The following is a 10,415-nucleotide window of genomic DNA, read 5'->3' on the forward strand; positions in this document are numbered from 1 at the left end:
CCGGCAAGTGCGGTGACGATTTCCGCGCGCACGTTGTTCGTGATTGCCTCAATCTGCGGTGCTGGTCAGCGACGGCAGGGTGTTCTCGTTAGCCAGTACGGTGGCGGCCACTTCGGCCAGCTCGCTGACGGCGACCAGCCGGACGGTGCGGATGACGAGGTTCGTGTCGCTGTCGCGTACGGCAGTGACCTGACTCAGCGGCAGGCGAAAGGCCTTTCTGATGGTGGTGATACTGCGCGAGCTGACGTACTTAGCGGGCAGCGTTACGGCGGTGCTGGCCAGATGTGCTACCTGCTGCCAGTCGGACATGACGCCGGAGCCCATGAGGTTAAGCGAATCGCTGAAGGTACCCAGCAGCCCCCTGAGGTCGCTGATGAGCGCGGACGGGGTGTCCAGCAGGTTGGTGACGCTGCCGGTGGCTGACTGGATTTGCTGCTCCACGCCGCTCAGGACGTATTCACCCTCCGCCACAATCGTATTGATGCGCTCGATACCGTTCTCCGCCTCGCGCACGTTATCCATGGCGGTGCTGAAGGCTGACGCGGCCTTATCAAGCAGGCTGCTGGCGGTGCCGCTGATGCTTTCGGAGGCCTGGTCAGTGGTGGCAGCAGCAAACAGCGCCTGCTCTTCTCCGGCCTCAATGAACACCAGTTCGACGGTGACGGCGTCAACCGGCTCAACCTCTTTTTCAATCCCGGCTTCAAGGAACTGGGCGCGGGGAATGGAGCCGTAAATCGGGTGGATAAGCTCGCCCGGACCGCCGGTTTTAAACGTGGTTAACAGCGCCTTTAACTGCTGTTTCCAGTCCTGCCCGAAGAGGAAGGCGGTCATGCGAAAGTTCACGGGCTTCATGCCCTGGTCTTCGACCACCGCGCCGTCGTGGTAAGGGTAGGCATAGTTTACTGTGTCGCGGGCGAGGGTGTCACGCGTGGTCAGACAGTCAAAGCTCACGCCCCGGAACGAGGCGGACTGCAGCCGGTCGATGCCTGCGAGCGAGGCCAGCTGTGAAATGAAGTCGCTCATGCGCCGTGCCTCCGGGCACTGTACTCAATCTGCGCGTGGAGCCAGGACGCCATCTGCTGACCATCAACGTACATGTGCACATTGACGACTGGCGCAGGCTGAGGGGGCAGATTGATAACCGGTCCGCCTGCCGGGGCATGACGGCCGGGATGTCGCTGCAGGAGGTTAAGCGCCTGCGCGGAAGTCTGGCGGCTGTTTTTACCGTAGTTCTGGTTTTTCAGGCGCGTCAGCTCGGCAGATTCATCACCGCCACTCACTGTACCGGGGGAATACACCATTGAGGTGACAGCCAGCGCCAGTGGATTACTGAGCAGACCCTCACCCAGGATACCGTCCGTCACAAGGCCTTTGCCGCCAGTGACGACGGAACCACCGGCGCTTCGCAGTCCGCCCACCAACCAGCGTCCTGACCCTCCCAGCAAGCTTCCACCTCCGGCCCCGCCCGCTGCACCTGCTGCCTCTGCGCCTGCTTCATCTGCAACGGCAGCACCACCACGACCAAAGATTTTTTTGAAGATACCCGCACCTAATGCACCACCCAGTATGCTTCCCAGGCCACTGTTCTGAATTGACTGGAAGGCGGAGGTGGTGCTCGACACCGCCGTGGCCAGCGCCGGAAACTTTGCCTCCAGATCGGCAACGTGGTTCATAAAATCACCCCAGACACCCGCAGCCCCTTTCATGGTGTCATTGCTGGTCACCACGGCCATATGCTTTTCGCGATCCTGTTTCCACTGTGGGCCATCTGACACCAGCTTCCAGTCCTGATCGGCTGAACGCTGGCCATCAGGCCTGTTGAACTGATCAACGCCTTCACTCACCTGCGCGTTGAAGAAATCCCGGTTGCGGTCAAAGTTAATGTAAGCGTTACGGGCCTGCTGATTAGGGAACAACTGGGAAATGTGTTGCCCGTGGATTTGGGTGATCTGCGCGCTGAGCTGCTCCCGCTGCTGGTCGGTGGTCGCACCCGTCAGCTGCTTTTTCAGGCGTCGATAGGCGGGATCGCTCTCATCCATCTTTCCGATAACACCGGTCACGGTATCCAGCGCCGTTCTGCCGTGCGCCAGGTCATAGCGCATCATGCCGCGAATATCGAGCTTATGGCCGTTGATTCGGATGCGTTCAGCGCTGGTCTGGAGATTGTTTGCGGTCAGTTCAGCAAGAAAATCGTTCGCATTGGTCGTCGCATCCAGCGGGTCTTTCGCCCCAATCGATGACGCCTCAAAGAAGGCTGCCAGTTGCGCGAAGCCGCGCTGACCGTGGAAACCGGCCGATTTTCCCGATTCCAGGCCACGCGGCATCTCATGTGCCAGAGCCGGCACGTCGATACGCCCGTGCTGCGCCATGGTTGTCAGCACGCTCAGCGCCGCTGGTGCGTCTTTGTCACTGAGGCCAAAATTAACCGCGCTGGCCTGGGTGTTGGCGACAGACTCTGCATCCGAACCAGTGGCGGCAGCATTGCGCAGCACATTATTGAGATACTGATAAGGCTTTTCCTTACCCATAACCCCGGAACGCCACATAGTCTCCAGTGCGGAAAACGCCTCCTCAGGCGATGCACCGGTTTTATCGACCGCATCACGCACCGCGTCTGATATACGCTTCATACCGGCCTGACGACCTTTTACATCCCGATCGCTGTAGGCAAAGTTCGCTTCCCTGCGCAGGGTGGCGTCATAGGCTGAGGCATCATTGATCGGACCACGCAGCAGCAGGCCCGCCCCAAAGACGGCTCCGCCGATTTTACCGGCAACGGCAGCCCCCCCGCGAAAGCGCTCGCCCAGCGTACGCTCCTGCTTTGCCGTTTCACCCAGCTCACGGCGCAGACGGGCAACGGTAGCAATGTTCTTCTCCTGCGCACGCTGCAGCTCCTGTGCGGAAAGCACGCCAGAGCGTTCAAGGCGGCCATAGGCCGCTTCGGTCTGCTGAATTTCACGCCGGATACTGTGTTCGCTTCTGATGCCAAGAGCAGCCCAGGCTTCGCGCGCGGCATTGCGCCGGGTATAACTGCGCACCTCTGCCTCTGCCATCTCTTTCTGCAGACTGGAAATTTTCGCGGCGGCCTTTTCCTGTGCGCGTGAAAGCTCAGATGCACTGAGCGTGCCGCTTCGGGCCATGCGGTTCATAGCGGCTTCGGTCTGCTGAATGGCACGGCGGATAGTGTTCTCACTGCGCACGCCGAGACGTTCGCGCGCCTCCTGCATGCGCTGTGTCTCGTTGCGAATGCGCTGAATACCCGCGCTGGCGTTATCCTTAACGCCAATCGTCATCTGCGTTTCAAAGGGTCCGGACATGGATTATTTCCTGCGGGAATGGCGGCGGCGCTTTTTACTGCGCCGGTTGCTGACAATTCGCTGCCCCCGACCGGACTGTCTTTTGTGCCAGCCTCTGGGGTCTTCAACATGATCGAGGGCGCTCAACACGCCCTCTAACTTCACAGCACTAAGGGCGCGGACGTCGGCTTCTGAGTATCCACTTGAGCCAAGGCGGAGGCAGGCGCAACGGAACCCGTGGAGCTCTCGCTCGCGGCCTTGCGCTTTTTTTCAGCTCGTCCGCTGCCCGGACAAGCTGCAAGAAGTCGTCGCTGTTCAGCTCCTGACGCAGTAATTCAAACGTGATTTTTTCTGGCGTCAGCGTACCCAGCGTCACCATGCAACGACCCATGAGCGCGACGCGATAGCCACTGTCCGGCACCGACTCATCGTCGGCCACGTCTATTTCATCCCCCACTGTTGGCAGGCGCAGAGTAAAGTCGCGGTGCAGCTGGCCATCGACTTCCAGGCCGATGTCCAGGGTGCCGCTGATGGTTTTTGTTCCGTTCATCATTATTCCTCAATGCAGCTCAGTGCGAAGCCGGAGATGCTGATGCGGGCTTCGTTGTCCACGTTGTACTGGCGACCCACCGTCTGCACCGTGAAATTCTGATAGGTGGTGGTGAGGCCGCCGCTGGCGGTGTCTTCCGGATAAATTGTCAGCTTGGCGTCGGTAATGTTTTCCCAGACCAGGGTGCCGGTTTTCGGGATAACTGCCTCCAGCGTCAGGCTGTAGGTGGCGATGCCGTTGACGTGCCCCTTTGCGCGCCCGGTGGAGTTCATGGTCTTCACCAGCTTACGCCCCGTATCCACGGAGGGGCTGACGCTCACAATCTCAATTTCGGTCCCGTTCACCTCAAGCACAATCGGGCCGACATAGACGTCGCTCATAGACGCTCTCCTTAATACAGGTAAAGGGTGCCGGTCAGAATATGCAGGCCGCGTACTACCGGTGCCGGTATGGCCACGTCGGCGCGGGTGTCATCCAGGGCGTTACGGGTGATGACCACCTGGTCCTTGTAGGTGTCGATGTGCTCCACGATTTCCAGTTTCTCAAGCGCGTACAGCACGTCGAGCGTCTCCGACGTTACCTGGCGCAGGCGGTGATCGGTCAGCTTGCCGCCGTTCGGGAAGCGCTGCGACATGCGGGTGCGCCACACGATGCGGATGTAGTCCAGGGTGCGGATGGTGGTGATATCAAGCAGCGTCGGATCCGCGATCCCCTCGCTGTTTTTCACGTACGTACTGATGGCACGCACGAGCTGAACGGTGTTGTTCACCACATCAAACGGTGACAGGCCGTTATGCAGCGCCTTCTCCATTTCAGTACGCATCGGCCATCTGGTCTGGCTGGTCACATCCAGTCCGGTCAGCGCCGTGTTGTCCAGCGGCTCTGAAGGGTCGCTCTGCGCCGCGATAATGGCGGCATAGACGGAGGCGAGCACGCCTTTCGACAGCGCTGATCCCGGATGCCAGCCGCAGGTAATGCGGGCCGCGTTGGCGTTACCCGTGAGCGTGGTGCCGGTGGCGAGCGTGCCGTTCCAGCCGCAGACGCCCACCGCTGCGCGCTGTTCGATCGGACCGGACACGTTGCTCAGGTACTCTGACAGTACGCTCAGCGCATCTCCCGTGGTCCACGGCATCACAATCACCGTGTGCCCGGCGCTGTAGATCGTACTGAGCGCGTCCGACAGGTCGGGGTCACCCTGACCGCCGGACAGCGCACTTAGCTCACCGCTGACGCCGGTGGCGGTTATGGTGAGTGACAGGCCGGTTTCGTTACCGCAACTGCCGGTGTTCTTGGCGATAAAGATAAGGCCGGTTTCCTTACTGGCCACGCTGTCTATTTTGACCTCAACCGGCAAATCCGCCTCGGCTCCCAGCGCCTCATGCAGACTCTGCAGCAGGTCGTCCGCGGTGTTGCCCGACTTCACGGCAATGGACACGGTTTTAGAGCCCACCTTCAGGCGCACCTGCCCGGAGCTGGTCGCCGGACCGGTCAGGGTCAGCGTACCCTGAGCGGCGACGCTGCCCTCCGCGTCGTCCACTGCGCATACGGCCAGCTGAATATTGTTGTTTGCACGGATGGCCGCCGCCGTCATCAGGTGGGCCTGTGAACCGTGACCGAAGTACGTTGCCGCCTCGTCGCTGCTGTAGACATCGGTCGGGGTCAGCGCCGGAACGGTGCCGGAAGCCAGCCGCTGCGCCAAAATGACCACGTACTGGTCATCGGCGGCCAGCGTGCGCGACCCGTTCGTGAAGTTGTAATTCACATAGGTGCCGGGCACGCGGGTGGAGGTGGAAATATCGTCAGTATCGGACATGGATCAGCTCTCCTTTTTGGTTGTAGTGCTGGCTGCGGCCTCAGCCACGCGCTGCACCACAGGCTCGTCGCTGTCGGTCTTAACGGCTTTCGCTGTGGTGGTCGGGGCCAGCTGCAGGTCACCGTCTTTAATGCGGCGGCGATAGTAGGCGCTCAGCACCACGTTTACCGCCGCAGCGTCCGTAATGTACTCGCGGCTACTGTTCTCCAGCGGCACGCGTACGCCCTTGCGGGCAATAACCTTAACTGTCTGCATCGTTGCTCTCCGTGGGCAGATTGCTGAGGGTGTCCTGAGCCACCACTTCGCCGTCGCGGGAGTAATCGGCATGGGTGGTGACATGGTCCGGGTATGGGGTATCGAGTCGTCCCAGATAGCGTGCGAAGACCTGATCCGGATCGTCATCACTTTCAGGTGCGGGCCAGCGCCCGTTATCCAGCGCGTCTTCGTACCATTCCGTCGCAAACTCACAGACGTACACTGAAACGGCGCTTTTGTTGTACGCCTTGCGGAACAGGTTGGTGACGCGCCCTGGACGCAGGTCGGTGATGGGCAGACCCAGATCCTGCCCGGTCAGCAGGCGGCGCACGCTCTCCGCGATCAGGTTGCAGCCCGTTTCATCAGGCACAGGCCCGCCTACACGCTGTGCGGTCTCGCTGCGCACACTGCGCGACGCCACAAACACGGCAAAGTCAGCCGTGACGCGCCAGCGGCGGCGCATGGTGTTCACGCGCCTGCAGCCGGTTACGCCCTTGAAGGTCACCCAGATTCCCGGCAGCGCACCCAGAATCTCCCCGATGTCCTCCAGCTGGCCCCCATAGGTGGTGACGGCGCGTACCATGCCGCCCTTGCCGGTATTAAGCCCCTCGCTCAGGCGGGTCACGATGGCCTGCTCAACTTCGGTAAACATCAGTATCCCCTCCGCGAGTGCGCTGGCGGGACCAGTTATTGCCACCCGCCATAAACATCACCCCGACAGAAGAAGATGGCACCACCGCACCGCCAGAGACCGCCACGCCGAGAGACACACTGCCGCTGGCGACCTTTTCCAGATAGCGGATGCCGTCACGGTAGCGGTCGCGGATCTCCTCGGTACAGGGGCGATCCGTTCCGGTCAGGCGATATCGCGCAATATCACAGGCAATGCCGGTAAGAACGGGCGGACACACCGCCAGCGGCAGGGTGTAGCGCCCGGCGATATAACCGTCGATTTCGTCAGAGGCAGCCCGGAGACCATAACCCAGCACCGCATCATCGATTGCGCCTTCACCATCAAGGTCCGTCAGCTCGCGCACTTCTTTTTCACCGAAGCGGCCAGTCATATCCTCGCGGGACGCGTACATGATCAGCCCCCGGTGCCGGTGGAGCCGACCGCCATCTGCCAGAAGGCGTAGGCTGCTGCGCCGCGCGCTTCCACGCCGAACAGGTACTCGGCGCGCATAAACACGCCGTCGCTGTCAGGGGTTACCTGCGACACAAATACCGGCTTTTTACGCATCTGGAAGATGAACGGCTTCAGCGCCTGTGTCGTGTCCAGCAGGAACCAGGCAGTTGAGGACGTGATGCGCTGCGACATCACCACTTTTGCGGCCCCCTTATAAGGATTGGGCTTGCCGTCTTCCAGGCGATCGGTATTCATGAGCGAGGTGGCCAGATCAAACAGCGCCGGGCCGACCAGCAGAATGTTCGGATTCAGGCTCAGCGGCTCACCCTGCGAGTCCTGCAGGCTCCACATCATGGTGCGGGCCTGGCCGAAGGAAGCCTTCGCCGCCTCCTGCGACGCAATGGACAGCGGCGCGGTCAGCAGGTTGCTGTAGGCGGTTTTAGCGACCGGATGCTTCGCGCTGAAGAACGGCTGGCCGTCGAAGCACTTATTTTTAAAACCGGCATTAACCAGGTCGTAAATCAGCTTATCCGGCCAGTTCGCGGCGGTAGTGCCGTAAGCGTCAGCATTCACCGGGTAAATACCCAGCTGATCGTCCTCAATATGATTACGTTTGACGCTGAGGGTCGCTTCATAATCATCGTTGGGAACGATGTAGTCCTGACGCTGCAGGCGCTGGATCATCTTGTCGCCGACCCACTTACGCAGCTGCGGGAACTGCTCCATCCAGGCGTAATAGTTAGCCGCCGTGGTGGACGGAATGAGCGTCGCAATCTGGCTCCACGTCGGGTTGGCGCGCATCATCGCGTTGTTGAAACTCTTTTTCAGCGCCAGAAACAGCACGTCAAGCGTGGCTTTATTGACTTCGGCCATGTTGGTTAGTCCTTATGTTCAGTAGATCCAGACGCCGTCGGCATCAATCATGATGATGGTTCCGGCCTTGCTGTAAGCCGCTTCTTTCGCGGGCGTTTCCCGTCATCTGATGCAGCAGCACTGCCGTCTGTCGCTGTGACCGTCTGATTATCCAGGATATAAGCGCGCTCCAGCAGGCTTGCCTGAGTGATGCTGCCATCGTTATCCCAGCGGAATGCCTTATGGGAGCGCACGTTGATAACGCAATCCCCGTCCGCGCCGTCTTTGTTATTCACGGACTCAGCGGAACAACCGGCGTATTTCAGGGCGGTTCCCGCTTTACCGTTTACGGCATAACCGTCAGCGCTGACGCAGACAATTGCGCCTTCAGGGATAACCTCACCTTTGGCGACCGGGACCGGCGTCAGGATGCAGTCGCGCCAGGGGGTGTTACGTGAGGTGGTAATAGCAGCCATCATTCACCGTCCTTTTCAGTCAGAAAGTTTTCGCTGAGACCCATCGCGCCCAGCAGCTTGTGCTGGTCCGCTGACAGTGCGGCAGTATTCAGCGTTTCAGGCGCTTTGCCATGAGTCTGCATCCCCGTCAGCGCCGGATTGGCCTTACGGATGGACAGACCGGCCCTGAAGGTTTCCATGTCCTTTTCTGCCAGACCGCGCATCCACTTCTCGTCGGCACCGGTCATGATGCGACCGTCGCTCAGCGCCGCCTCTATCAGGCGTCCGCCTCGGTCTGCGACACTTTTGCACTCAGCGCGGCCAGCTGTTCGCGGGTCTGCTCGAAGACCGCCACCGGCACAAACTGTGACGGGTCAGGCGCACCGGCAGGGTTTACTGAGAGCTGCGCAATCTGCTGGTCTTTTTGGTGATAAGGTCCGTGAGCGTGCTGCAGGCGGCAGGCTTAAGCAGCTTCTCCTGCGCGGTATTCAGCGCCGCCGCAATGGCCGCTTCGTCAGCATCGGTCGCCAGCCCCAGCAGGGAGCAGAGCGCGAGACGCAGGTTTTCATCCATTGTTTTTTCCTCCAGGAGGTAAAGAAGCGACGCGGCGGCAAGGAGTTCATCCATACCGTCCAGCGCCGGGGTATTGGTCAGGGCGGCGTTGATGAGCTGAACGATGTTGCCCTGCAGGTCATACAGAAAGAGCGCCGACACGTAGCGGTACTCCTTCGCCTCAATCATCAGCTGCGCCCGTTCGGTCCACCGCGCATCGGTTGCGAACAGGCCCGCCTGCGGATCAAACTCCAGCTGCCTGAACCAGCCCGCCGCCGGGTTAGGCTGGCCGTTCTCTTCCTTGTGCATGGTCTGATGCTCGTAGTCGAACATAAAGTCGTTGGTGCGCGCGCTGGCGGCGGCGATGACCTGCGCCGCCTGCGTCGCGTTGAGCTGCCAGCAGGCGGCTTCAGCCGGGCGACCGTCTGCCGAGCGGAAGGATCCGGCGGGCAGCAACTGAACGCGTTGTGTACTGCCATCCAGCGGCGGCGTTATGAGTCCGTTTAATGCGCCAACCCGTAATTTCATGAAGCGAAGCCATCCTGTTCAGTCGAAACTGCAGGCAGCATAGCGGGGGTTAAAAGCGGGGATAAGGTTCAGGGGTGAGACGGGATAAAAAAGGGGGAAATCAGTGTGGAGCACATTAACAGCTAAAACGCCTGACGTAACCCCATTTAAAACCCGTTTAAATCGCGTCAGATTTGTTTAAATGGTTTTCAGGGATACGGTTGTACCCCGCAGGGGTTAAGTCGCACACGGGGCGTCTCAGGCGGTCAGCCTTCTGCATCGCCTGCAAGCCAGTCATTGATGGTCTGCGCCACGTCCTGCATATCCTCATCAGTCAGCGTCAGGAACGGGCGCGCGGGGATGTCCGAGCCGGGGTGGTTCACCCTCGCCGCGTAACGCCCGTTAAAGCGCAGGGCCTTCTTATACTTTGGCCGGATTTCATGCGATTTTGTTTTACCGCCCTGATTCTGGATGCGCGCATAGATAACGTTGGTGCCGACCACGGCGCGGTCGTTATCGCTGTAGGTATCAACCGAACTGGCCAGCCGCCCGGAGTCCTCCAGTATTTTACCCTCGCGCGCCACCGGCAGCCACTTAACGAGCCGACCCTCCTGGTCGAAGTTGTCCATCACCGCCTTATACATGCGCTCGCTGATCTCACGCATCAGCGGTTCGTGATGTGCCAGCCGTTCGGCCATGCGCGCCAGCGCCTGCTCCAGCTCAGGCGGGAAGGTGACTGTCAGGTCAGGCTCCATCAGTTTCTCCCTGCGCCGGTGATGACCGGCAGCTTCTGCAGTGCTTTTAGTGCCTGCGCCGTCAGCGGCGCGCTCTGCGTGATGGCTGGATTGTCGCCGCTGAGCATGACCCTCACCATACGCGGCAGATTACTCTGATGAATCACGTATATCAGCGTGCCGTCACCGTCCTGCAGCACCACGTCAGGGGCGGCAAGCAGCGCGGGCAGGCGCAGCCAGTCCGGCGTCAGGTCACCCGCCGCCTGCACCGTGTC

The 10,415-nt window shown here is 60.5% G+C and carries 13 protein-coding genes and 1 pseudogene; all 14 read right to left on the reverse strand.

The annotated features are described in order from the left end of the window. Nucleotides 1–48 precede the first annotated feature (48 nt). Nucleotides 49–1,023 (reverse strand): DNA circularization N-terminal domain-containing protein, encoded by a 975-nt coding sequence (locus HA45_RS22845; protein ID WP_128599073.1) that lies wholly within the window; start codon nt 1,021–1,023, stop codon nt 49–51. Then, complete coding sequence (locus HA45_RS22850) at nt 1,020–3,317, reverse strand: phage tail tape measure protein (RefSeq protein WP_100700288.1); 2,298 nt, start codon at nt 3,315–3,317, stop codon at nt 1,020–1,022. Before HA45_RS22850 ends, HA45_RS22845 begins: the two co-directional genes overlap by 4 nt. Before the next feature lie 148 nt (nt 3,318–3,465). Further along, nucleotides 3,466–3,849: a phage tail assembly protein gene (locus HA45_RS22855; RefSeq protein ID WP_128599074.1), complete on the reverse strand. Its 384-nt coding sequence runs from the start codon at nt 3,847–3,849 to the stop codon at nt 3,466–3,468. Beyond that, entirely contained in the window at nt 3,849–4,226 is a 378-nt protein-coding gene (locus HA45_RS22860) for a phage tail protein (protein WP_100700286.1), read from the reverse strand. The genes HA45_RS22855 and HA45_RS22860 overlap by 1 nt, the downstream gene beginning before the upstream one ends. 11 nt (nt 4,227–4,237) lie before the next feature. Further along, nucleotides 4,238–5,659, reverse strand: a complete 1,422-nt coding sequence (locus tag HA45_RS22865; protein WP_100700285.1) for a phage tail sheath subtilisin-like domain-containing protein — start codon at nt 5,657–5,659, stop codon at nt 4,238–4,240. Between the two features lie 3 nt (nt 5,660–5,662). Next, nucleotides 5,663–5,914 carry a hypothetical protein gene (locus tag HA45_RS22870; RefSeq protein WP_100700284.1) on the reverse strand — a complete coding sequence of 84 codons (252 nt, stop codon included), beginning with the start codon at nt 5,912–5,914 and terminating at the stop codon, nt 5,663–5,665. After that, the gene (locus HA45_RS22875) at nt 5,901–6,611 is read right to left on the reverse strand and encodes a DUF1834 family protein (protein WP_128599075.1); all 711 of its coding nucleotides are present in this window, start codon (nt 6,609–6,611) and stop codon (nt 5,901–5,903) included. Before HA45_RS22875 ends, HA45_RS22870 begins: the two co-directional genes overlap by 14 nt. After that, complete coding sequence (locus tag HA45_RS22880; RefSeq protein WP_128599076.1) at nt 6,550–6,999, reverse strand: gp436 family protein; 450 nt, start codon at nt 6,997–6,999, stop codon at nt 6,550–6,552. The genes HA45_RS22875 and HA45_RS22880 overlap by 62 nt, the downstream gene beginning before the upstream one ends. A gap of 2 nt (nt 7,000–7,001) precedes the next feature. Then, nucleotides 7,002–7,913 (reverse strand): Mu-like prophage major head subunit gpT family protein, encoded by a 912-nt coding sequence (locus tag HA45_RS22885; RefSeq protein ID WP_100700281.1) that lies wholly within the window; start codon nt 7,911–7,913, stop codon nt 7,002–7,004. Nucleotides 7,914–7,960: 47 nt separating this feature from the next. Continuing rightward, nucleotides 7,961–8,371, reverse strand: a complete 411-nt coding sequence (locus HA45_RS22890; protein WP_244563517.1) for a hypothetical protein — start codon at nt 8,369–8,371, stop codon at nt 7,961–7,963. Beyond that, nucleotides 8,368–8,595: a phage protease gene (locus HA45_RS29440; RefSeq protein ID WP_128599077.1), complete on the reverse strand. Its 228-nt coding sequence runs from the start codon at nt 8,593–8,595 to the stop codon at nt 8,368–8,370. Before HA45_RS29440 ends, HA45_RS22890 begins: the two co-directional genes overlap by 4 nt. A gap of 145 nt (nt 8,596–8,740) precedes the next feature. Continuing rightward, on the reverse strand, nt 8,741–9,427 hold the full coding sequence (locus HA45_RS22905; protein WP_128599078.1) for a phage protease: 687 nt from the start codon (nt 9,425–9,427) through the stop codon (nt 8,741–8,743). A 245-nt stretch (nt 9,428–9,672) separates the two neighbouring features. Then, nucleotides 9,673–10,161, reverse strand: coding sequence for a phage virion morphogenesis protein (locus HA45_RS22910; protein WP_100700279.1), 489 nt, complete (start codon nt 10,159–10,161; stop codon nt 9,673–9,675). Further along, a pseudogene (locus tag HA45_RS22915) lies at nt 10,161–10,415 on the reverse strand (phage minor head protein); the annotation flags it as partial. The pseudogene HA45_RS22915 and the gene HA45_RS22910, both read right to left, overlap by 1 nt.

This window comes from Pantoea rodasii (genome assembly GCF_002095465.1).
GTDB classification, from domain to species: Bacteria; Pseudomonadota; Gammaproteobacteria; order Enterobacterales; family Enterobacteriaceae; genus Pantoea; species Pantoea rodasii.

What these genes read in the sequence shown, in the direction of transcription:
- HA45_RS22845 (WP_128599073.1), bottom strand. Translation starts at nt 1,023, where the DNA reads ATGAGCGACTTCATTTCACAGCTGGCCTCGCTCGCAGGCATCGACCGG.
- HA45_RS22850 (WP_100700288.1), bottom strand. Translation starts at nt 3,317, where the DNA reads ATGTCCGGACCCTTTGAAACGCAGATGACGATTGGCGTTAAGGATAAC.
- HA45_RS22855 (WP_128599074.1), bottom strand. Translation starts at nt 3,849, where the DNA reads ATGATGAACGGAACAAAAACCATCAGCGGCACCCTGGACATCGGCCTG.
- HA45_RS22860 (WP_100700286.1), bottom strand. Translation starts at nt 4,226, where the DNA reads ATGAGCGACGTCTATGTCGGCCCGATTGTGCTTGAGGTGAACGGGACC.
- HA45_RS22865 (WP_100700285.1), bottom strand. Translation starts at nt 5,659, where the DNA reads ATGTCCGATACTGACGATATTTCCACCTCCACCCGCGTGCCCGGCACC.
- HA45_RS22870 (WP_100700284.1), bottom strand. Translation starts at nt 5,914, where the DNA reads ATGCAGACAGTTAAGGTTATTGCCCGCAAGGGCGTACGCGTGCCGCTG.
- HA45_RS22880 (WP_128599076.1), bottom strand. Translation starts at nt 6,999, where the DNA reads ATGTACGCGTCCCGCGAGGATATGACTGGCCGCTTCGGTGAAAAAGAA.
- HA45_RS22885 (WP_100700281.1), bottom strand. Translation starts at nt 7,913, where the DNA reads ATGGCCGAAGTCAATAAAGCCACGCTTGACGTGCTGTTTCTGGCGCTG.
- HA45_RS22890 (WP_244563517.1), bottom strand. Translation starts at nt 8,371, where the DNA reads ATGATGGCTGCTATTACCACCTCACGTAACACCCCCTGGCGCGACTGC.
- HA45_RS29440 (WP_128599077.1), bottom strand. Translation starts at nt 8,595, where the DNA reads ATGACCGGTGCCGACGAGAAGTGGATGCGCGGTCTGGCAGAAAAGGAC.
- HA45_RS22905 (WP_128599078.1), bottom strand. Translation starts at nt 9,427, where the DNA reads ATGAAATTACGGGTTGGCGCATTAAACGGACTCATAACGCCGCCGCTG.
- HA45_RS22910 (WP_100700279.1), bottom strand. Translation starts at nt 10,161, where the DNA reads ATGGAGCCTGACCTGACAGTCACCTTCCCGCCTGAGCTGGAGCAGGCG.